This is a genomic window from Vibrio sonorensis, from assembly GCF_001854765.1.
Classification (GTDB): domain Bacteria; phylum Pseudomonadota; class Gammaproteobacteria; order Enterobacterales; family Vibrionaceae; genus Vibrio; species Vibrio sonorensis.
The window spans coordinates 1-23,347 of sequence record NZ_LJJE01000100.1 but is presented as its reverse complement, the minus strand read 5'-3'; the positions used below and the strand labels follow the sequence as shown (position 1 = coordinate 23,347).

The following is a 23,347-nucleotide window of genomic DNA, read 5'->3' as shown; positions in this document are numbered from 1 at the left end:
TTTGTATTAATGGATCGTCTTAGGCTTAGTCTCTTCCGGCTTTTGGCCAAATTCTGCATGGATGATCAAGACGCACGCTTTAATATGCTCGATCACCTGTTCTAGTAATTGAGCCTGCTCTTCCATGTCATCGTCTTCATCGATACCTAGCTTAGAGATCTCTTCAAGATCTGCTATTGCTTCTTTCGATTCATCAGAAGCCTTAGTTAAATCAGCGCCGGCCAAGCCCACACCTGAAATAAAATGATTGACCCAATCTGCGACATTATCCGCCAAATCAAACAGCGAGGCATCCGCCGCCTCATCAGGTAACAGCAGAGTAACCTCCATTTCCGAACCGGTGAGTTCCAATGTGGTAAACTTCAATGTCGCTTCGGCCAGTTTCAAAGACTTACTTGGCCATCCCATTCCATCGTTGGTGTAATCGAACAGCAATGGTTGCCAACTTTGATCATTAAGGTTTAGTCCACCGCTTAGCATGCCCGCTAGTAAGCCGTGTAACTCAGCTGGATTAACAGCGATCCCAGCATCGCGAAGTTCAGTGGCTAAAACCAAGTAATCAGGAAGGGATGTTTCACTCATCGTCGTGCCTATAATAAGACTTAAAAATATGCTTAATCGTACCACCGATAGCTTAGTAACTTCAAAAACAAGTTCTCGAACCTTTCGGCTTTTACTCCTGAAAAATATAGACTAATCTACGCTAAGATCGTCCTGTATAGGCGGAGATTCACCGCAAAAACCAAATGTGAATAGCTTTTGCACAGATTGACCAAATACTGTGTCCTCACGCCGTCATTTTTGTCAGGAAACCGTGAAAAGCTTGAATCTTACAGGCGCATTTTTTATAGTTTCACCCTCAGCGGTGAATACTAGGTTCATCGCATTAAGGTGGCAGAACGGAAATGAGTAACCAAGCGGTAGAAATTGAAATTTTAGGGAAAGTGACTAGAGTAAACTGTCCTCCGGGGCAGGAAGAATCACTCCTTAAAGCCGCAAAAGATCTCGATCTACGTTTGAAAGAAATGCAGGCAAAAACTAAAGTAACTAATGAGGTACACCTGCTAACTATCGCCGCCCTAAACTGTTGTTATGAGCTGCAAACGAGCACGACAGCCCTATCGACAAAACAAGATTCAATCAATGAGCGGATGGAAAAGCTCTCGGTTTCACTCGACGAAGCCCTAAGTAAAGTAAAGCAAGGACAGCAATAACCTTTACAGCCCAACAAGCATTTACCCTGGAGTGCGCGTCAGGAGATTACGTCCCTGAGCCGATAAGCAATACTAAAGGGTTAGTACTTGGTAGCTATTGAGCAAGCTTGGCATGCACCGAGAAGCCTACGGTTATCATTGCTGATCCGCCTTGAACCAGCTGGTTCAAGGGTCAAAATCTTCAACGGCACTCTGGGGTATCCTTATCGATACCTGAAAGACAGACTCATCAGGTAAATTATGACGTTTTCCCGCAAAGAATTTCGCCAACTCATCAGGCAAAAACGCAATCAGTTATGTAGTGACACTCAGTATCAAGCTGGGTTGGATTTAGCTCAGCAGTTTCTGTCGATTGCGCAGTTGAAAAACGCCAAACGAATTGCGCTTTATATCAGTGCGGACGGTGAAATCGATACAACCCCTCTCATCAACGAACTGTGGAAACAAGGTAAAGAAACTTATTTACCTGTCTTACACCCCTTTTCATCTGGCCACTTACTCTTTCTCCATTACACACCCAATTCTAAGTTGACTTACAACAAGTACGGTATTGTTGAACCTGTATTAAACCAGACCTTGGTATGCCCCGTGAACCAGTTGGACATCATCTGTACTCCACTGGTCGGTTTTGATTCTCAAGGCCAGCGACTCGGCATGGGAGGCGGATACTACGATCGAACATTATCACGCTGGTACAACACAGGTCATGGGCCTTTGCCAGTAGCTTAGCACACGACTGTCAGCATGTTGATACACTACCTAGTCAGGAGTGGGATGTCCCACTACCTAAAATAGTGACGCCAAGCAAAATATGGCAATGGGAATTCTGATCAGCAAAGGCTATAATTCGCCGCAAATTCCCCGATACCAAGTTCACACTAGGAGAAGAGCATGACTCAAGATGAAATGAAAAAAGCAGCCGGTTGGGCCGCCCTACAATACGTAGAAAAAGGAAGTATTGTTGGTGTTGGTACAGGCTCAACAGTCAACCACTTCATCGATGCGCTTGGTTCTATTAAAGAAGATATTAAAGGTGCAGTATCCAGCTCTGTCGCTTCAACAGAAAAGCTTGAAGCCTTGGGTATTGAAGTGTTTGAGTGTAATGACGTAACCAAACTAGACGTATACGTTGACGGTGCTGACGAGATCAACCCAGCTCGAGAAATGATCAAAGGCGGTGGCGCCGCGTTAACACGTGAAAAGATCGTGGCTGCTATCTCTGATAAGTTTGTTTGCATTGTGGATGGAACAAAGGCAGTAGATGTACTTGGCCAATTCCCACTTCCAGTAGAAGTGATCCCTATGGCTCGTACCTATGTCGCTCGCGAGTTAACAAAACTTGGTGGTGAACCTGTATATCGCGAAGACGTTGTGACCGACAACGGCAATATCATTCTCGATGTTCACAATATGCAGATTACCAACCCGAAAGAACTTGAAGATAACATCAATGCAATCGCAGGTGTTGTCACCGTTGGCCTTTTCGCTCACCGCGGTGCTGACATCGTTATTACGGGAACACCTGAAGGTGCGAAAATCGAAGAGTAATTCTCTGCAAACAGCATAATTTCTGTTATTTGATTACAAACGGCACCCTTAGGTGCCGTTTTTTCTTTCTAATGACAGAAAAAGTATCTCTTATTCCGTAATTTTCTTACCCAAAGAGATTTTTTTTTGATAACTTAATGTACAGAAGACGCACAGGGAAAACGTTTGCGTACATGGCATAGTTGTCATTTACTCAGGTTTACTGGCTAATTCAGCGATGTGCGCCAATTTAGCCCACCTTCCCATTTTAAGGACGAGAATAATGGCCAAAGTTTCACTGGAAAAAGATAAGATTAAGATTCTGCTTCTAGAGGGTCTTCACCCATCAGCAGTAGAAGTGCTTCAGGCGGCTGGTTACAGCAATATTGAGTACCACAAGGGCTCACTACCTGAAGAAGAGCTAATCGAAGCGGTAAAAGATGTTCACTTTATCGGTATTCGTTCGCGCACCAACCTTTCTCAGAAAGTCATCGATGCTGCTGAAAAGCTGGTTGCTATCGGTTGTTTCTGTATCGGTACCAACCAAGTTAATCTAAGCGCTGCTGCAAAACGCGGTATTCCAGTGTTCAACGCGCCATTCTCAAACACTCGTAGTGTTGCAGAACTTGTACTAGGACAGATCTTACTACTGTTCCGCGGTATCCCTGAAAAGAATGCTTTGGCTCACCGTGGTATTTGGAAAAAGAGTGCAGACAACTCTTTTGAAGCCCGTGGTAAGCGACTAGGTATTATCGGTTACGGACATATCGGTACTCAACTTAGTATCATCGCTGAAAACCTTGGTATGCGTGTGTACTACTACGATATTGAGAACAAGCTTTCTTTGGGTAACGCTACGCAAGTACACACTATGAGTGAATTACTCAACAAGTGTGATGTAATCTCGCTTCACGTACCAGAAACTGACGGTACTAAAAACATGATGGGTGCTGAAGAGTTTGCCCGTATGAAGCCTGGTTCGATCTTTATCAACGCAGCCCGTGGTACCGTGGTTGATATCGAAGCATTGAGTCATGCCCTAGAATCTGGACACCTATCTGGTGCGGCAGTTGACGTATTCCCTGTCGAACCAAAAACCAATGCAGACCCGTTTGAGTCACCGTTGATGAAGTACGACAACTGTATTTTAACACCACACGTAGGCGGTTCGACCCAAGAAGCACAAGAAAACATCGGTGTAGAAGTAGCAGGTAAACTAGCGAAATACTCTGACAACGGTTCAACACTTTCAAGCGTGAACTTCCCAGAAGTATCTTTGCCAGAGCACCGCGAGTGTTCTCGTCTCCTTCACATTCACGAGAACCGTCCAGGTATCCTTACTCAAATCAACACCATCTTTGCTGAAGAAGGTATTAATATTGCTGGTCAGTACCTACAAACCAGTGCTGATATCGGTTATGTCGTTATCGACGTTGAGTCTGGTCGTTCTGAAGAAGCTCTAGCGAAGTTGAAGAGCATCGAAGGCACTTTGCGTGCTCGTATCCTTCATTAATCAACACTAAATACCAAAAAGGCCACGATAACGTGGCCTTTTTTCTTGCTTTTAACTCAACGGCTTTAAGCTTTAAGTGCGCGCTCTCCGCGGGCGATACCAACTACACCACTTCTCGCAACTTCGACGACTTCCGTCACTTCACTTACCGCAGTAACAAACGCATCCAGCTTTTCACTAGTGCCTGCTAGTTGTACCGTGTATTGCCCAGCCGTTACATCGACAATTTGTCCTCTAAAAATGTCGGCGGTGCGTTTTACCTCGGCGCGAGCAAACCCGTTTGCTTTAACCTTGATCAACATAAGCTCTCGCTCGATGTGTTCAAGCTCAGTCACTTCTTGAACCTTTAACACATCAATGAGTTTATGCAGCTGTTTTTGAATCTGCTCTAATTGCATCTCATCAGAAACGGTAGTGATGTTTAAACGAGATAAAGTTTCGTCGTCAGTCGGCGATACGTTTAGCGATTCAATGTTGTAACCGCGTTGGGAAAACAGTCCTACCACACGAGACAAGGCACCTGGCTGGTTTTCCATAAGTAGCGAAATGATATGTCTCATAATTAGGTTCTCTCCGTTTTGCTTAGCCACATCTTATCCATACCCTCACCTTTGATTTGCATCGGGTATACATGTTCAGTTTCATCAACATTGATGTCGACAAAGACCAAACGATCTTTCATCTCGAGAGCTTTTTTCAAGCCAGATTCTAGTTCGTCCGGTGTGGAGATACGGATACCAACATGACCATAAGCCTCTGCAATAGCGGCAAAGTCAGGGACAGAGCTCATATAAGAGTTAGAGTGACGGCCTTGATAAATAATATCCTGCCACTGTTTAACCATACCTAAGAAACGGTTGTTTAAGTTAATGATTTTCACTGGAATATCGTATTGCATCGCAGTAGACAGCTCTTGAATATTCATCTGAATACTGCCATCCCCCGTGACTACAACCACTTCTTCTTCTGGAAAAGCAAACTTAACACCCATACCAGCAGGTAAACCAAAGCCCATAGTGCCCAGTCCACCTGAGTTAATCCAACGGCGCGGTTTGTTAAACGGGTAATACAAGGCTGCAAACATCTGGTGCTGACCAACATCAGAAGCGACATAAGCATCGCCATTGGTCAATTTGTGCAGAGTCTCGATAACCTGTTGAGGCTTGATTCGCTCAGGTGACGTCTCGTAAGAGAGACACTTGCGTTCTCGCCACTCTGCGATGTCTTTCCACCAGCTATCGATCGCTTCCGCGTCGTTTTGCTTCTCTTGCTGATCCATCAACTCAGTCATGGTTTGCAAAACTTTCTCTGCCGAACCTACGATAGGCAGATCCACTGGCACATTTTTAGAGATCGAGGAAGGATCGATATCAATGTGCATGATCTTCGCGTTTGGACAGTACTTTTCTAGATTGTTCGTCGTACGATCGTCGAAGCGAACACCAATACCAAATATAAGATCGGCATTATGCATAGCCATATTCGCTTCATAGGTACCGTGCATACCCAGCATGCCAAGCGAGTTTTTATGGGTACCTGGGAATGCCCCTAGCCCCATCAGTGTACTCACCACTGGCAAGTTCAACGCGTCTGATAATTTGTAGATGTATTCATGAGCTTCAGAGATAACCGCACCACCTCCGACGTAAAGTACTGGTTTCTTCGCTTCAACCAGCGCTTTCAACGCTTTTTTAATCTGACCTTTATGTCCAGATGTGGTCGGTTTGTACGAACGCATGCTAATCGACTCAGGATACTCGTACGGCAACTTAATTTGCGGGTTCAAGACATCTTTTGGCAAGTCAATCACGACTGGGCCGGGTCTTCCTGTCGTAGCAATAAAGACGGCCTTCTTAATCGTCTCGGGAATGTCTTCTGCGTTCTTTACTAGGAAACTGTGTTTTACTACTGGGCGAGATACACCGACGATATCACACTCTTGAAAGGCATCGTTCCCGATTAAATTATTAGGAACGTTACCGGAAATTACGATCATTGGGATGGAGTCCATATAAGCTGTCGCAATACCAGTGATAGTATTAGTTGCTCCAGGCCCAGAACAAACAAGTACCACACCCGGCTTTCCGGTTGCCCGTGCATACCCATCTGCCATATGAGTGGCAGCTTGTTCATGACGAACCAGTACGTGTTTGATATTTTCAGTTTTTGCATGAAGTGCATCATAGATATCCAGAACGGAACCGCCTGGATAACCGAAGATTTGCTCTACGCCTTCTTCGATAAGAGATTGTACGACCATCTCAGCGCCGGACAACATTGCTGCCATATTTTTCTCCTTACCAATCCCATTCCATAAGGTCAACGAAATGCATTGGTTTCACATAGTCTAGGGCTTATTTGTAGCCTACTTAGGATTACTTCCAGTTTTTGCTCTATGTCCCCCGCTTGTCATAACAAAGCACGGGGTATCGCAACAAATGTAACGCTTTATTATCAATAGGTCTATGGCGAGCCAGTCAGCAATTTCTTAGATATGCTGTTGCACTTCCTAATTAAAGTTTAATCCACTACTTGCAAAACACTTTACCCATAGATGCTTACAGCCACTTGGAAATTACAGTGAAAAATATTGGAAGAAATTTGCAAAAAAATGGGGAGAACTCACACTGCCCCGCTTTACTAGCGTGCCAATGAGTATCGAATTCAAATCAAAAAAATCCCTTTAGGTGATTTGCACCTAAAGGGATTTTCTACAGTTTTATCAATGTAACCCTATCAATGACCTTTTTTGTCTTGATACATTTCTTCGATTTCGTCTTGATAGCGGTCGCTAATCACTTTACGTCGCAGTTTTTGCGTTGGCGTCAGCTCACCATCGTCCATAGAGAATGCTTTGGGCAGCAGTTTAAACTTCTTTACTTGCTCAAACTTCGCCAGCTCTTTTTGCAACTCTTCGAGACGAGACTCAAACATCTCAACCACTTGGTGGTGTTTGATCAACTCTAGGCGATCGTGGTACGCAATGTTCAACTCTTTTGCGTACTCTTCCAAACTATCAAAACAAGGCACAATAAGGGCAGATACAAACTTGCGAGTGTCCGCGATAACGGCGATTTGCTCGATAAAGTGATCTTTGCCAATAGCACCTTCAATCATTTGAGGCGCAATATACTTGCCTCCAGATGTCTTCATTAGCTCTTTGATGCGGTCCGTGATAAACAGATTGCCATTTTCATCGATATGACCAGCATCTCCTGTTTTTAAGAAGCCGTGTTCATCAAAGGTCTTTGCCGTTTCTTCTGGCATTTTGTAGTAACCGCGCATCACCATCGGCCCGCGCACCAAAATCTCATTGTCTTTGCCGATTTTAACCTGGGCACCAGGCATAGACATACCGATAGAGTCTGGGTTAAAGCACTTGTCATCCCAGCAAGAAACCGTCGCTGTCGTTTCTGTCATGCCGTAACCCAACTTTACATTGATCCCGATTGCGTGGAAAAAGCGGCCAATCGTTTCGTCGAGTTTGGCACCGCCACATGGCATAAAGTTGATACGGCCGCCCAACAGTGCTCTCAACTTGGATAGAACGAGTTTGTCAGCCAACTTGTAAGACTTTTTCAGCAATACTGAAGGCTCTCTTCCTTCTTGATGACACGCGGCAATCTTGGCTCCCATATTAACCGCCCAAGTGAATAAAACTTTGCGAATAAACGGAGCTTTGGAAACTTTTTCGTGAATGGCTGAGAAGATCTTTTCATAGAAACGCGGAACCGCACACATGACGGTGGGTTGTACATCACTCAGCGCATCCCTAACTTGCATAGTGTCTTGCAAGTAACAGTTAGTCGCTCCTTTGTAGAGCACATAAAACGTCCACGCTCGCTCAAATACATGAGATAGCGGAAGGAAACAGAGGGATACATCGTCACGGGATAAACTCAGCCTGCGGTCATGACCTTCTAGCTGGGAGCCTATATTGGCGTAATCCAACATCACGCCTTTTGGTTGTCCAGTCGTACCTGAGGTATAGATCAGCGTCAGCAAGTCATCTAAGTTAGCCTGAGAGAGACGCTCTTCAAGTATGGGCTGATGATCTTCGTTACCCAAAGCCACAAAATCTTTCCAAGACATCGCAAACTCGTAGTCAGAGATTTCAATATCTTCTGACATTGCAACCACCAGCTCTAACTGTTCACAGGTAGAAAAGATATCAACGGCCGCATCAAACTGCTCTTGCTCACCGACAAACAGAATCTTTACATCAGCATCGCGAACAATATACGCAGACTGTGCCGCTGTATTGGTTGGGTATATGGGGACTGTCACCCCTCTAACTTGCAAAGCAGCAATATCGGCAATCGTCCAACGAGGCATATTTGCTGAATAAATGCCAATTTTGTCTTGTATGCCTAGTCCTTTGGCCAACAGTGATTTGGAAACCGCATCCAGTTGCTCTCCAAATTCATTCCAACTAATTCCCTGCCATGAATTCTCGACTTTATGCTTAAGTGCTATTTTCTCTCGTCCGTTGGCAACCTGCTCTCGGATACGCTTTACAATATGAAAATCTGTATTGGCCATGACTCTTTACCTTAGGCTTACACCTGTAAGCTTATTTGAGCGAACAAGTGTACATTTAGGCGCAAAAAAGGCAACTGATGGCGGTCAAACTTGCCGACTAAAATAGTAAAAAACCTTAAACAGCGTGAACTATTTAAGGCTTTTTAATAAATATATTAGTAACCGATTATTTCAGGGCGACAACTTCACCACAAATCATCATCAACTGATCTCGCAACCAGATGTGACCTTTGTCTTTTTCACTGGATTCGTGCCAACTCAGATACCCGCTAATTTCCGCATTTTCAAATGGGAAATCTAAGATCTGCAACTGGTGCTTATTAGCTGCATTTTCTACCATCCAACGAGGTGCAATCGTTACAAGCTCTGATTGTCCTACCACATAAAGTACATTGCTAAGGCTGGTCCCCTCATAATACGCTTGGACATCCAGTTCGCGATAAGCCTGCTCAGAGAAACTGCGCTGACCGTGAATACGAGAGAGCTTGGCGTGTTTTTCTATGGTCAATTGTTCCGCTGAAACACTGCCTTGTACTCGTGAGTGGCTATTGGCTGCTACCACGACCAACTCATCTTTAAATATTTCGGTACTAGAAAAACCTTGATCGTCAAAACGCGCATAATCGATCACAAAGTCGATCTCTTGGTATCTCATACGTTCTGCTAGTCTGCGATCAAATTCAGCATCCAAATGAAGATTTACGTTTGGCGCTAAGTCGTGAACAGTCGTCATGATTTTTGGTGCAAAACGAATATCACACGGGCTGCAAATAGCGAGTTTAAACAAGCGCGTTGACGTTTCCGGAGAAAAGATCGAGCTTGGTAGTTCATTGCGAATTAACTGCAATGCTTGACGCACTGGGCCAAACAACTGTCTGGCGCGCTGTGTCGGTTGAATACCTCTACCTTGACGCATAAACAGTTCGTCGTTAAACATTACTTTCAGACGAGCGACAGCATTGCTCACGGCTGGTTGAGACATACCCAAATTGTGGGCAGCGCGCGTTATGTTTTGCTCTTGCATTACAGCGTCAAAAACGGTCAACAGGTTAAGATCTACACCGCGAAGCGTGCTCTCCATACGGTAGCTTGCAATCGCACTAATAGATTCATTTTTGTCTGTCATGGGTTACCCTCTAAGAATTCATCGATAATTATTTAAGCAGTACGAATAGAGAACCTGTTGCTATGAATCTTGTTATATTTGTTGTTTAGATGTGTTCTAGTCGACAGTAAATATCGCTGAATCAATTATTGATAATCAATAAGATTGACAATTAATCATTATTTTTTACTCACGACCAAGTAAAGTTCATAAAACTCAGCCACTTAGATCATTATAAAAAACTCTGAATTAGAAATATTTAGCATCTTTATATTTATTTATATAAACCTGACTTATTTCTTGGAGGGTAAATATAGAAAAACCAGCTAACTCACAGCTGGTTTATTAACCAAAACGAACAAGGTTAAGGAAGGTTGTAAGTTGGTATATCAACTTGCCGCCACAGTGAACTAGAAAGGGATTGCTGATCGTCCCACTTCTCGGACAACACCCATTCAACTAAGGCTTCAGATACATTAGGGTAACTCAGCTTTTCGGACTGTTCTTGCTCTAACCAGTCTCTCACTATGGATGGGTCAAGAAAATCCATGGCACTAGCTAATCCCAGAGACTCCAAAGTCGCGACGTTACTCATTTGCTCAAACTGCCCATTTAAAGGCTTGAGAAGGAGTTTTTTACCCACATTTAACGCTTCGGAAGGCAACTCGAAGCCGCCGTTTGTGATAACGCCATTACAACGACTAAGGCAGTGCTGAAATTTTTCGTGGTTCAATGGGTGCAACTGGATATTATCGATATTTTCTACTTCTTTTGCATCGGGATGAAAACAGACAAAAGGTTGATTTACAAAACGAAAAAGAAGCTCTATTACCTCAGCAAGACTTTCAAAAGGCAAGTAGACCAAAACAAACCCTTCTTGGCTAACTTGCTGATCAACCGAATGAACAATTGGCGGAAGTATAGGCTGATCAAAGTGGTACCAATGTAATCCAATATAGTAATTCGCCGGAGCGAAATATCGTACAACTTTTTTATCGAGCCAGCTCGCCCCTTTCAAAGGCACCGTATATCGAAATGCATTTTGATGACTAATGCTAATACAAGGGACCTTCTGTATTTTTGCCGCCCACGCAGTGATGGGTTCAAAATCGTTGATCACCAAGTCATAGGCCGACAAATCAAGCTCTCTAACCTCTTTAAAAAACTCGAAAACGTTATTGCTTATCGCCGTTTTGACGTAGCTAATCTTCCCTTTTTCAGTTGAGAAACTCAGCCCCTTTCGAGTCTGATACGCACCAAAAGGTTGCATTGAAAAGTATTTGTCTGGCTCGCGACCGGAAAACAAGAAATCAACGGATTGATTGGCCTTTTCGAAAGCGGAACTCATGGCTCTCGCTCGGGCAATATGGCCGTTTCCCGTTCCCTGAACCCCATATAGAATTTTCAACTTAGATGCCCCCTAACTGAGAGAGTGCCATTTGTGCGCAGCCATAGCCCAATACCGCACCCAATAGAACATCGGTCAGAAAGTGCACGCCCAGCAACACGCGTGAAAGTGCGATCAGCGCCGCCCATGCATAGGCTTGGTCACTCCATTGCGGATAGAAGTAACTGATAATTGTCGCCATAACAAAAGCTGCTGCTGTGTGCCCTGAAGGCAAACTATAGCGATCAGACGGAGTGATAAACGAAGGGAGAAGATCGCTAAACTCTTCTGGACGACGCCTTTTAAAACTATTTTTTAATACCCAATAGATGGGGAGTTCTATGGAAAAGGCCAATAACCCAGCATAGAGAAACTGCGTACCATACGTTGAATCTAGTACCCAGAGTAAAAGAGAAGTCACCACATATAAGTGACCGTCTCCACTACGGGATACCCATTTACTTAAGTTCGCCACTTGAAGATTAAATCGGTGCTGTAAGCAAAAACTAGAGACGGCTAAATCAAATCTAGCTATCGGCTCGACGGCTCGCATATCTCACTTCCCTATTTGTTTGAACTTCTATAACAAAATCTAGTGTTTAAAAGTGACAGAGAAGTGACGACCTGTTTGTATTTCGATGACAATAACATTGATAGAAAGAAACATTATTGCCATCGAAACGCTTGGCTTTATTTATACCGTGAGTGCTTGGTGTTTTTTAACCAAGCCAAAGTCAGCTAAAACGCATACGCCGATGGGATCATAAATAGCACTAGTAGTGTTGAAGCAAAGATACCGAACACTATAGAGATGACCAATGGCTGAATAACCTGAGCTTGTAAGCTTGTTTCCGTAAGCAGTGGCAGCAAGCCAGCAGCGGTAGTAAGGGAAGTAATAAACACTGCTCGAAAGCGCTCTCGGCTAGCTTTCACCACTGAGTTATGGATATCCTCACCTTCGTCTAAGTGATGTCGTATATATTGAACTAGCAATATTGAATCGTTAACCACAATCCCAGCCAATGAAACAAATCCCATCATGCTTGGCATACTGAGTGAGTGTCCGAGTAAAAGATGTCCCCAAACCACCCCGATAAACGCCAACGGGATTGCCAGCATTACCACAATGGGTTCCAAATAACTGCGGAATTGGTAACTTAAAATGGCAAAAACACCAAACAGCCCCAATAAGAACCCTTTACCCATTGAAGCCCCTGTCTTAGCTGCATCTTTTGCTTCTCCTTCAAAGTCAAACCTTAGGCCTGGGTATGTTTTGATGAGCTGTGGGGCGATTTCTCGTTGAAACTGATTCACGACCGCGGTTGAACTCACTCTAGTGTTATCAGTATCAGCGAACACACTGACTGTACGCATACCATTGATTCGTTGGATTCGTACATAGTTACGTTGAAATTCAAGAGAGGCGACACTTGCAAGTGGGATCTGAGTCCCGTTCGATAAAGTCACTGGAAAGTTTGCCAGTTGCTGAAGATCACCGGCCTGCTTCTTGTTGAGCCGAACTTCAATCGCAATGTTTTCGACACCAAGCTGTATTTCATCGGCCGTCTGCCCAAAGTAGGCTGCGCGCAGTTGGCTGGCGATCAACTGCCCATTTACTCCGAATGACTCCGCTCCCGGTAGCAGTTTAACCAACACCTCTTCTTTACCCATTCGCATATCATCTAGGACGCCATGTATGCCATCGAACTGCTTTAAGTACTCTTGAATATCGATCGAGGCTTGCTTTAGTTGGTCCAAATCACTATGCATCACTCGTATATCGATAGCCCGGCCTCCCGGGCCCATTGTAGGCTGTTTGAAAACCAAAGAGATTGGCGTCGCTAACTCTCCTACTTCCTCTCGCCACGCTGAAACAAACTGGTCAATTTCAGTGTTTCTCTCTTCCGCGCCAAGTAAGTCCAGCCTGACTGTCGCAATATGAGGGCCCGACTCGCTGGCATCAGCGTTAGCATTAAACTGGCTAGTTATATGCTCAACTAGAGTTCGTCCGTTTTCTTTCTCTTCACTCCATTGTTTGTTTAGCTTTTCAGCGGCTAACACTAGCTGATCAACAACCCGTTCCGTTTGGCTCAAAGAAGAGCCTGGAGGTAGGATCACTCTTACTTCTGCAATGTCGCCGTCTAGCTCAGGAAATGGTTGAAACTTAAGTACCCCGCCAACCAACATAGAAACCGAAATCAACAAGAGAGAAAAAATGGCCCCTAAAAACCCGTAACGATATTTAACTACCCTATCCACCGCTGTGACTAACTGGTTGTTTCTAAAATTTTCAAACCGTGCAAGCAGCTCCGTCTTAAATTTCCAAGCTGGTTTATCAGACTGATTCTTGTGCAGTGAATGGGACAAATGATTAGGAAGAATTAAGAAGGCTTCTACAAGGCTAAGGGTCAAAACCAATATCAGTACTTGGGGCACTGCTTTAAGTACAGCCCCCATCTCCCCTTCCAAAAAGAGCAGGCTGCCAAATATACACACTGTAGTTAAAAATGAAGAGATAACGCCAGGAAGGACCTTCTTAACACCATTTATTACCGCTTCATCTATCTCTTCTCCTCGCTCAAGATGAGCGGCGATGGATTCTGCAATAACAATTGCATCGTCCATCATTATACCGATCGCCATTAACAGACCGACTAAAGACATAATGTTAATCGACAATCCCAACTGGGCCATTAAGAAGAGTCCACCTAAGAATGCAACCGGTAAACCCGCAGCCACCCAAAAAGAATAGCGAAAGCTAAAAAACAGCCACATAGTCGCAAACACCAACACTATCCCTTGCCAGCCGTTGCGAAGCATCATAGTGAGTCGATCCCACAGTACGGAAGAGAGGTCATTAGTCAGTGCTAATGTGACGCCATCTGGGACTAAAGCCAACTGATCTTGCACAAACTCACTGACCTGAGCTTTGATCCTCAATGCATCATCTTGCTTGTTTTTACTCACTTTAAGGAGCGCTGAGGGTTTTCCATCAAAGAGGACTTTTTGCTCTTCCAACTCAAAACGATCGGTAATAGTGGCAATATCACCAAGCCTGATCACCGCTCCGTTAGAACTAGAGCCAATCACCATTTTTGCCAAACCATCAGGAGTGGTTTGTCTCCCATCAAAACGAATTAGAAAGTGTTTGTCAGGGGTTTCAATGTTTCCACTGGGCAGTTTGATGTTTTGTCGACCTATCTGCTGAGCAATGTCATTGACGCTAAGCCCTAGCTGACGTGTAGCGTGGATATCTAGCTCAACCAAATACTGATGGTCAGAGAATCCACTGACTTCAACCAAAGAAACCCCATAATCTCGCTTTAACGTCGATTTTAACTGTTCTGCGTAAGCTTTGAGCTCTGGCCAATTAAGGTCTGCGGTGATCGCCACATCGACAACTGGCTCATTCCAATCTAGCTCTTGAACCACTGGAGCATCGATTTCATCAGGAAAGTCACTTATGGCGTTGATTTGAGTCTGCACATCCACCAGCATTCTGCCAATATCGGCTTTTTCATCGAGTTTTAATATTAATCTGGCTGATCCTTCTTTTGCTTCACACTTGGTTTCCACTATGTTGGCCAGCCCATCTACAGCGTCTTCCATGCGAATACAAATACTCTCCTCGACTTCTTGGGGGGAAGCGCCGGGATAGCCTACACCAGCCATGACGTATGGTGGATCAAATTCAGGAAAAGTTTCGCGTTTGACAGAAGAGAGTGAAGACAACCCCAGAATCAACAACATCAGCATCATCAGATTGGCAGCAGTAGGGTGCTTAGTGAAAAATCGGATCATTCTCTGTGCTCCTTACTTTTCTCTTCGCGGAGCAACATACCAGGAATAGCAGGTAATAAATCGTGTAAAATCAGCCGTTGGCCTTTGTGTAAATCTCCCTCAACCACCACTTGATTATCACGGCGGTAACGCACTGCGACTTCCTGAATTTCTAATCGGTTATCTTCTCCCATTAAATAGATGCGATTGCCGTGCAAAGCCCCTTGAGGAATGACCCAACTGAGATTTTCAAAGCCTTGGATCTCCGCAGTGACAAACATCCCCTTAACCAAAGGTGGACCAGAATTGGGGTTTAACCTTCTGACATCCTGAGTTACTTCTAAGATCACACCTGCCGTCGCCTGCGCAGGATCGACGGTTTCACTGATTCGCGCGACTTTTGCCATCCACTCATTGGTGATAGAACCGCTATTGAGCAAAACCTTTGCAGGAGAAAATGTCATATCCGCTCTGGGAGCACCGGATTCGTCGAGTGCAAACTGTTCGAAGCTAGATGCTAAAATTTGCATATCGTGAATCGATAGCTGCGCTTCGACTTCCATTACCGTTAGTTCGTGAGCAGTGACCAATGATTGCTGCATGTTGACCACCTGATCCAACTCGACGTTCACCTCAGCAATACGCATCTCTTGAGGAAGATAGAGCGTTGTTTTATCCAAAGCTCGCAGCGCTTCTGCCACCTTGGCCTCATTTATCTTGACCTTTGCTTTTGCCACTTGTTTTTCATCAGGTAACAAAGCAATTTGATTGCGTATTTCTTGCACCAGCTTCTTTTGCGTCAAAACACTTTGCAGCTGTGTTTCTACGTCAGACTCGGAAGTCAGCCCCTTTTTTCTCAGGTTCTGTTTGCGCTTGTATTCTTTGTCAGCAATGGCAAGGCGCCTAACTTCAATATTGAGCGTTTGTTCCAAGTTTGTTTGCTGTTGATCAAGCTTAGCTAAAGAGGTTTCACTAGAGTTTAAGTCCGCTTTTGCTTGAGCAAGCTTTAGCTCATAATCTAGGGGATCAATTTGCAGGATCTTTGTGCCTGACGGCAACAATTGCCCTTTTTCTAATCTCGGATGGCGATAAACTAACTTTCCCGTCACTTCCGAAATTGCTTGCCACTCAACTTTGGGTGAAGCTTTGCCGTAACCAATCGCTAACGGAGCCATCATTACAGGCTCCAACATCATAGTTTTCACCACTCGCGCGTTGTCTTTTGCTGGGTTAGTGGGGAGATCGGATTTACTATTTACGGCCCAAAAAAGAACGATCACTCCACACGCCAAAGCCGGGATAAACAGCCACTTTTTGTTCTTTATCATGAAGTCACCTCACCTTGTGGTTGTGGGTTCAATATGCCTGACGTCATCAACTTAATGTTATGGTCAAATAGACGTTCTAAAAAAGGCTCGCTTAGTTCAATACCGTGAATGGACAACAAGGCTGGAGGAGCCATAAATGGAAAGACCATCAAACTGATAAATGAAATTCGACACAAATTTGGATCGACACCCGGTTGCAAAAGTCCTCCAGCTTCCAATCGATCAAAAATCAGTTCCTGCATTGGCTTACTGACATCGAGAAACACTTTCTCCATCAACTTGCGTTGGATATCGGAAGGCGACATGTACATCACTTGACTGATCAATCTTGGGAACTGTGGCACTTTTATCATCTCTCGATAATAGGTGCGCATTAGATCAGTTAAGTTTTTATGAGTATTCTCTTTTACCAATTGATTCATCACTACTTGCATCGGGGCTAAGGTCTCTCGAATCATAGTTTCAAAAAGCCCTTCCTTATTGGCAAAGTAGTAACGGATCAAAGCGCTGTTTACACCAGCTTTCTTTGCAATGAGTCGAGTGGACACCTTGTCGTACGGCATCACAACAAAAAGCTCCTTGGCACTCTGTATCAGTTTTTCCCTTGCGTGGGTCGATTTACTAGGGCGTCCTACACTTCTTACTTCGCTCATCGAACTCTCTCTTTAATATTCATCATTTGGTTAATTATAGATGGACTATTTTTTATACAAAATCTATTTAATTCATCGTATTTTAATCAATTGATTAATTATTTTTTCGAACAATTCGAGTCAGTAACTCATCGGATATGAATAAAAAAGCAACTTTAGGGTTGACGGCCTGCTCTGAGTGCGGTACTAATTTGTTAACTTAATTTGTGGAATGTTGATAATAATGACACATCATTTTTCTCTCCTGCTGAGCCTCCTCCTTATCGTGACCAGATCGCGCGGGTAGCTAGTGGAAGAAAAATAAACCACAAGAGATAAACGAAACCCGCACTGAGATGCGGGTTTTTTTGTATGCAAACACCGGAAGAAAACGATACACATCGACAAAAGGAAGCGAACATGAACGATCAAGTGATTATATTCGACACCACATTACGTGATGGCGAACAAGCGTTGTCAGCGAGTTTGACGGTTAAAGAAAAACTGCAAATTGCCTACGCACTTGAGCGACTGGGCGTTGATGTGATCGAAGCTGGTTTTCCCGTTTCTTCACCTGGCGATTTTGAGTCAGTGCAAACCATAGCTAAACATATAAAAAACAGCCGAGTTTGTGCACTTTCGCGAGCCGTTGCGAAAGATATCGATGCCGCTGGTGAAGCATTAAAAGTCGCAGAGCAGTTCCGTATTCACACCTTTATTTCGACTTCAACCATTCACGTTGAAGACAAACTTCGTCGCAGTTATGACGATGTAGTAGAGATGGCGGTGAAAGCGGTAAAACACGCGCGCAGATATACTGATGATGTAGAGTTTTCTTGTGAAGACGCAGGTCGAACGCCAATCGATAATCTATGTCGAATGGTTGAAGCGGCCATTGACGCAGGCGCAACTACAGTAAATATCCCTGACACTGTTGGCTACACCGTACCAAACGAGTTTGGCGGCATTATTCAGACCCTGTTTAACCGAGTACCTAACATCGATAAAGCGGTAATTTCAGTACACTGTCACGATGACCTAGGTATGTCTGTCGCCAACTCTATTGCTGCTGTTCAGGCTGGTGCTCGCCAGATCGAAGGAACCATCAACGGCATTGGTGAAAGAGCAGGTAACTGTGCACTAGAAGAGATCGCGATGATCTTGAAAACTCGTCAAGATCTAATCGGGGTTACGACTAACATTCAACATCAAGAAATTAGCCGCACCAGTAAGTTGGTTAGCAAGCTATGTAATATGCCTATCCAAGACAATAAAGCGATTGTTGGTGCTAATGCCTTTAGCCACTCTTCAGGCATCCACCAAGATGGGATGTTGAAAAATAAAAATACCTACGAAATTATCACTCCGGCGTCTATTGGCCTGAAAAACCAAGCTTTGAACCTAACAAGCCGTTCAGGTCGCGCCGCAGTGAAGAGCCATATGGATGCTATGGGCTACAAAGCAGAAGAGTACAACCTAGACGCTTTGTATGAAGACTTCCTTAAGCTAGCGGATAAAAAAGGTCAGGTATTTGATTACGACCTAGAAGCATTAATGCACTTCTCTAATCTACGTGACGAAGATGATTTCTTTAAGTTGAACTACCTAAGTGTTCAATCAGGCAGTGTAATGGCCACCACGAGTATCAAGCTTCAATGTGGCGATGAAGAGAAAAGTGAAGCCGCCGTTGGTAACGGACCAGTAGATGCTCTTTATCAATGTATCTACCGAGTCACTGGATATGATATTGTATTGGACAAGTTTGACCTAACCGCTGCAGGTGAAGGTGAAGATGGGCTAGGACAAGCCGATATCATCGCAAACTACAAAGGCCGAAAATATCATGGTACAGGCGTTTCTACGGACATTGTAGAAGCCTCTGGCCAAGCGCTATTACACGTGATCAATAGCATTCACCGCGCCGACCAAATTGCGGAAATAAAACAGAAAAAAATCGCAACCGTATAAAGCATCACCCTGGGCTAATACAGGGTCCAGGGATGATTTAGAAATTTGAGCACGCAAACACAGCTCAGTAAAAATAAAGGACTAACATGACAGACAAGACATACAAAATCGCCGTTCTTCCCGGTGATGGTATTGGGCCAGAAGTAATGGCTCAAGCGCATAAAGTACTCGATGCAATCGAATCTAAACACGGTATTCACTTTAGCAAACAAGAGCACGATGTCGGCGGTATCGCTATCGATAACCACGGTTGCCCACTTCCAGATAGCACTGTAAAAGCTTGTGAAGATTCTGATGCCGTTTTGTTTGGCTCTGTCGGTGGTCCAAAATGGGAACACCTACCACCTAATGACCAACCAGAACGCGGTGCACTGCTTCCATTGCGCAAGCACTTCCAATTGTTCTGTAACCTTCGCCCTGCCCAAATTCACCAAGGGCTAGAAGCGTTTTCACCATTGCGTGCAGACATTTCTGAGCGCGGTTTCGATATCGTTGTGGTTCGTGAACTAACTGGCGGTATCTACTTTGGCCAGCCTAAAGGGCGTGAAGGTGAAGGCGCTAACGAAAAAGCATTTGATACAGAGGTATACCACCGCTACGAAATTGAGCGTATTGCAAAAATTGCTTTTGAATCAGCTCGCCTACGCGACAAAAAAGTTTGCTCTATCGATAAAGCCAACGTTCTACAAAGCTCTATCCTTTGGCGTGAAGTGGTTGAAGAGGTCGCTAAAGATTACCCAGATGTCGAGCTATCACACATGTATATTGATAACGCAACAATGCAGCTTATCAAAGATCCGGCTCAATTCGATGTGATGCTTTGTTCAAACATCTTTGGTGACATCATCTCTGACGAATGCGCAATGATCACCGGTTCCATGGGAATGCTTCCTTCAGCAAGCCTAAACGAGAGCAAGTTTGGACTATACGAACCAGCAGGTGGCAGCGCCCCAGATATCGCGGGTAAAAACATTGCAAACCCGGTTGCACAAATTCTATCAGCGGCCCTAATGTTGCGATACAGCCTAGGCGAAGAAGCGGCAGCACAAGATATCGAGACAGCGGTATCTAAGGCACTATCAGCCGGCGAGCTAACTGGTGACCTAGCGGGAGATAACCCTGCCCTTTCTACTTCTGAGATGGGCGACAAAATTGCACAGTACATTCTGAACTCATAAATAATAATCAGATTAATCTTCAGGTTGTCCGAATTTAGTCGGCAACCTGAAGAACAAAGGAAGCAAGCACAATGGGCAAAACACTATATGAAAAAGTCTATGACGCGCACGTAGCAGTCGCGGCAGAAGGCGAAAACCCGATTTTGTATATCGACAGACACTTAGTTCACGAGGTGACATCTCCGCAAGCATTTGATGGTTTGAGAGAGAAAGGACGCAAGGTACGCCAACTGGGCAAAACGTTCGCAACCATGGACCATAACGTTTCCACTACAACGAAAGATATTAACGCTTCTGGTGAAATGGCGCGTATCCAGATGGAAACTCTCTCCAAAAACTGTGAAGAGTTTGGAGTAACCTTGTTTGACCTTAACCACAAATACCAAGGTATCGTGCACGTAATGGGGCCAGAGCTAGGTATTACCTACCGGGTATGACCATAGTATGTGGTGACTCACACACGGCAACTCATGGCGCATTTGGCTCTTTGGCTTTTGGTATTGGTACATCTGAAGTAGAACATGTTTTAGCGACACAAACGCTTAAACAAGCACGCGCTAAAACAATGAAAATTGACGTTCAAGGCAAAGTAGCACCGGGCATAACCGCAAAAGACATCGTTCTTGCTATCATCGGTGAAACAACAGCCGCAGGTGGTACAGGTTATGTCGTAGAGTTCTGTGGTCAAGCCATCCGAGACCTTTCTATGGAAGGCCGTATGACGGTGTGTAACATGGCAATCGAACTAGGTGCTAAAGCGGGTTTAATCGCCCCAGATCAGACCACGTTCGATTACATCAAAGATCGTAAATTCGCACCAAAAGGCGCTGACTGGGACGCAGCCGTAGAGTACTGGAGCACATTAAAAACGGATGATGATGCTAAGTTTGATGCGGTCGTTACTTTAGACGCCACTCAGATTAAGCCTCAAGTGACTTGGGGAACAAACCCAGGACAAGTTATCGCCGTTGATCAACCGATCCCAGCGCCAGACAGTTTTTCCGATCCGGTAGAGAAAGCCTCTGCGGAAAAAGCACTAGCATACATGGGATTGGAAGCGGGTAAATCGCTATCTGACTACTCAGTAGATAAAGTATTTGTCGGCTCTTGCACTAACTCTCGTATCGAGGATATGCGAGCGGCGGCCGACGTAGCTAAAGGACGTAAAGTCGCTTCTCACGTTCAAGCACTTATCGTTCCGGGGTCGGAGCAAGTGAAAGCGCAGGCAGAAGAAGAAGGTTTGGACAAAATCTTTATCGAAGCTGGCTTTGAATGGCGTCTACCGGGATGCTCTATGTGTTTGGCAATGAACAATGACCGCCTTGGACCACACGAACGTTGTGCATCAACTTCAAACCGTAACTTTGAAGGTCGTCAAGGCCGTGATGGGCGAACTCATCTAGTGAGTCCAGCGATGGCCGCTGCGGCAGCGATAGCTGGCCGATTCATTGATATCAGAGAACTAGGTTAAGGAGCACAATATGTCAGGTTTTAAACAGCATACTGGTTTGGTTGTGCCTTTAGATGCCGCCAACGTTGATACAGACGCTATTATCCCAAAACAATTTCTACAAAAAGTATCTCGTCTGGGTTTTGGAAAACACCTTTTTCACGATTGGCGCTTTCTAGATGACGCGGGTGAGAAGCCAAATCCAGAATTTGTAATGAATGCACCTCGCTACCAAGGCGCATCTATTCTGCTCGCCCGTGAAAACTTCGGTTGTGGTTCTTCACGTGAACACGCACCGTGGGCACTTGCTGACTATGGCATAAAAGCCATGATCGCACCGAGTTTTGCGGACATATTCTACGGCAACTCTATCAACAACCAGATGGTACCTGTTCGACTTACTGAGCAAGAAGTGGATGAGATATTCCAGTTTGTAGAGGCCAATGAAGGCGCACAAGTCGAAGTAGATTTAGAAGCAATGAAAGTAATCGCAAACGGCAAAGAGTACTCATTCGAAATCGATGAGTTCCGTCGTCACTGCTTGTTAAACGGCCTAGATAACATAGGCTTAACGCTTCAACATGAAGACAAAATCTCTGCTTATGAGCAGCAGATACCAAACTTCTTACGTTAATACTGAAAAGCCGGCGAAAGCCGGCTTTTTGTTGAAATTAGTTAATCAAAAGTAAGGTCTATTAAAACAACTCACTATTCTTAGGACAATCGTATGAAGCGACTCTTAGTACTAGCGCTAGCTTTCTTCTCCTTCACAACTCTTGCCGCTCCCAAAAGTGAGCTTTGGTCATATTGGCAAAAAAGTAACGAGTCCAACTCAACAATTGTATCCCATCAAACATGGCAAAACCTATTAGATGCTTATTTAGTTAAGGAAGAAGAACACGCTCTATTTCAATACGCTAAGGTTTCGGACCAAGACAAGAGTTTATTAAAAGCGTATATCACACAGCTAGAGGATGTCGACCCCTTAATATTAAACAGAGCAGAGCAATACGCCTACTGGGTCAACCTCTACAACGCCGTGACCGTAGATTTGATATTGGATGCTTACCCAATAAAGTCCATCACCAAGCTCGGTGGACTATTTACCTTTGGACCTTGGGGAGAAGATGTCGTTGTGGTTAATGGCAAAGACCTCACACTCAACGATATCGAACATAGAATATTAAGGCCGATTTGGAATGATCCTAGAACCCATTATGCCGTCAACTGCGCCAGTTTAGGATGTCCTAACCTTCAGAGGGACGCCTTCACGGCTCAGAACACCGAAATGCTACTAGAAGACGCAGCGAAACAGTTTATCAATAGTGACAAGGGCGTCCTTGTACACGACAGTAAAGTTCTACTTTCCTCAATCTACGACTGGTTTAGCGACGATTTTGGCAGTACTGAACAACAGCTTTTTGAACATTTATCGCGTTATAGACCAGAGCTAAAAAACTATTCAGGCAAAGTGACTTACGACTACGACTGGAACCTCAATGAAAAACGATAAATCAGCTAACGCGACTCAAACCTAAAGAGAACGAAGCTAAATCCACACCTTTCCAAATTAGTCATCAACAAATGCAAGAACGCCCCAGCGTATCTGCTAGGGCGTCGGAATAAAAGCCTGATAATGTCCTACTCTCACATGGGCGGTGCGGCGATCCGCAAGACACGCACACCTTTCCAAAATGGTTATCGGCAGATGTAAAAACGCCCT

General features: G+C 44.5%; 16 protein-coding genes, 1 other RNA gene and 3 pseudogenes. 10 read left to right on the top strand and 10 right to left on the bottom strand.

Features of this window, described 5'->3' with window-relative positions:
• Positions 1-6: 6 nt before the first annotated feature.
• Positions 7-582 (bottom strand): YecA/YgfB family protein, encoded by a 576-nt coding sequence (locus BLO31_RS18675; protein WP_070970353.1) that lies wholly within the window; start codon positions 580-582, stop codon positions 7-9.
• 323 nt (positions 583-905) lie between these two features.
• On the opposite strand from BLO31_RS18675, the gene BLO31_RS18670 reads away from it, so the two are divergent.
• The 5 genes and pseudogenes from BLO31_RS18670 to serA all read left to right on the top strand — a co-directional run bounded on the left by BLO31_RS18670 (position 906) and on the right by serA (position 4,254).
• Positions 906-1,214 (top strand): cell division protein ZapA, encoded by a 309-nt coding sequence (locus BLO31_RS18670; RefSeq protein ID WP_070970352.1) that lies wholly within the window; start codon positions 906-908, stop codon positions 1,212-1,214.
• Between the two features lie 20 nt (positions 1,215-1,234).
• Positions 1,235-1,417: non-coding RNA, 6S RNA (gene ssrS / locus BLO31_RS18665), on the top strand.
• 37 nt (positions 1,418-1,454) lie between these two features.
• Positions 1,455-2,044, top strand: a pseudogene (locus BLO31_RS18660) (5-formyltetrahydrofolate cyclo-ligase).
• Between the two features lie 61 nt (positions 2,045-2,105).
• Positions 2,106-2,762: a ribose-5-phosphate isomerase RpiA gene (gene rpiA, locus BLO31_RS18655; RefSeq protein WP_070970349.1), complete on the top strand. Its 657-nt coding sequence runs from the start codon at positions 2,106-2,108 to the stop codon at positions 2,760-2,762.
• Between the two features lie 262 nt (positions 2,763-3,024).
• The gene (gene serA, locus BLO31_RS18650; protein ID WP_070970346.1) at positions 3,025-4,254 is read left to right on the top strand and encodes a phosphoglycerate dehydrogenase; all 1,230 of its coding nucleotides are present in this window, start codon (positions 3,025-3,027) and stop codon (positions 4,252-4,254) included.
• Positions 4,255-4,319: 65 nt separating this feature from the next.
• Here serA and ilvN read toward each other — a convergent pair whose 3' ends face one another.
• The 9 genes and pseudogenes from ilvN to BLO31_RS18605 all read right to left on the bottom strand — a co-directional run bounded on the left by ilvN (position 4,320) and on the right by BLO31_RS18605 (position 17,049).
• Positions 4,320-4,814, bottom strand: coding sequence for an acetolactate synthase small subunit (gene ilvN / locus BLO31_RS18645; protein ID WP_070970344.1), 495 nt, complete (start codon positions 4,812-4,814; stop codon positions 4,320-4,322).
• A 2-nt stretch (positions 4,815-4,816) separates the two neighbouring features.
• A complete protein-coding gene (locus tag BLO31_RS18640; protein WP_070970341.1) occupies positions 4,817-6,541 on the bottom strand; it encodes an acetolactate synthase 3 large subunit in 1,725 nt (574 codons plus the stop codon).
• A 449-nt stretch (positions 6,542-6,990) separates the two neighbouring features.
• Positions 6,991-8,796, bottom strand: coding sequence for an AMP-dependent synthetase/ligase (locus BLO31_RS18635; RefSeq protein WP_070970338.1), 1,806 nt, complete (start codon positions 8,794-8,796; stop codon positions 6,991-6,993).
• Positions 8,797-8,962: 166 nt separating this feature from the next.
• Positions 8,963-9,922, bottom strand: a complete 960-nt coding sequence (leuO, locus tag BLO31_RS18630; RefSeq protein WP_070970336.1) for a transcriptional regulator LeuO — start codon at positions 9,920-9,922, stop codon at positions 8,963-8,965.
• Between the two features lie 343 nt (positions 9,923-10,265).
• A complete protein-coding gene (locus BLO31_RS18625) occupies positions 10,266-11,309 on the bottom strand; it encodes an MJ1255/VC2487 family glycosyltransferase (RefSeq protein ID WP_070970333.1) in 1,044 nt (347 codons plus the stop codon).
• A gap of 1 nt (position 11,310) precedes the next feature.
• Complete coding sequence (locus BLO31_RS18620; protein ID WP_070970330.1) at positions 11,311-11,841, bottom strand: phosphatase PAP2 family protein; 531 nt, start codon at positions 11,839-11,841, stop codon at positions 11,311-11,313.
• A gap of 141 nt (positions 11,842-11,982) precedes the next feature.
• Positions 11,983-15,089 (bottom strand): annotated as a pseudogene (locus BLO31_RS18615) (efflux RND transporter permease subunit).
• Positions 15,086-16,396, bottom strand: a complete 1,311-nt coding sequence (locus BLO31_RS18610; RefSeq protein WP_070970327.1) for an efflux RND transporter periplasmic adaptor subunit — start codon at positions 16,394-16,396, stop codon at positions 15,086-15,088. Before BLO31_RS18610 ends, BLO31_RS18615 begins: the two are co-directional and overlap by 4 nt.
• Positions 16,393-17,049 (bottom strand): TetR/AcrR family transcriptional regulator, encoded by a 657-nt coding sequence (locus tag BLO31_RS18605; RefSeq protein WP_070970324.1) that lies wholly within the window; start codon positions 17,047-17,049, stop codon positions 16,393-16,395. The genes BLO31_RS18610 and BLO31_RS18605 overlap by 4 nt, the downstream gene beginning before the upstream one ends.
• A 399-nt stretch (positions 17,050-17,448) precedes the next feature.
• Here BLO31_RS18605 and leuA point away from each other — a divergent pair, with 399 nt between their 5' ends.
• The 5 genes and pseudogenes from leuA (at position 17,449) to BLO31_RS18580 (ending at position 23,137) form a co-directional block, all read left to right on the top strand.
• A complete protein-coding gene (leuA, locus tag BLO31_RS18600; RefSeq protein WP_070970322.1) occupies positions 17,449-18,996 on the top strand; it encodes a 2-isopropylmalate synthase in 1,548 nt (515 codons plus the stop codon).
• An 86-nt stretch (positions 18,997-19,082) separates the two neighbouring features.
• Entirely contained in the window at positions 19,083-20,174 is a 1,092-nt protein-coding gene (gene leuB / locus BLO31_RS18595) for a 3-isopropylmalate dehydrogenase (RefSeq protein ID WP_070970319.1), read from the top strand.
• Between the two features lie 71 nt (positions 20,175-20,245).
• Positions 20,246-21,645: pseudogene (gene leuC / locus BLO31_RS18590) on the top strand (3-isopropylmalate dehydratase large subunit).
• Positions 21,646-21,655: 10 nt separating this feature from the next.
• Positions 21,656-22,258 (top strand): 3-isopropylmalate dehydratase small subunit, encoded by a 603-nt coding sequence (gene leuD, locus BLO31_RS18585; protein WP_070970316.1) that lies wholly within the window; start codon positions 21,656-21,658, stop codon positions 22,256-22,258.
• A 93-nt stretch (positions 22,259-22,351) separates the two neighbouring features.
• Positions 22,352-23,137, top strand: a complete 786-nt coding sequence (locus BLO31_RS18580) for a DUF547 domain-containing protein (protein ID WP_070970313.1) — start codon at positions 22,352-22,354, stop codon at positions 23,135-23,137.
• Positions 23,138-23,347 lie beyond the last annotated feature (210 nt).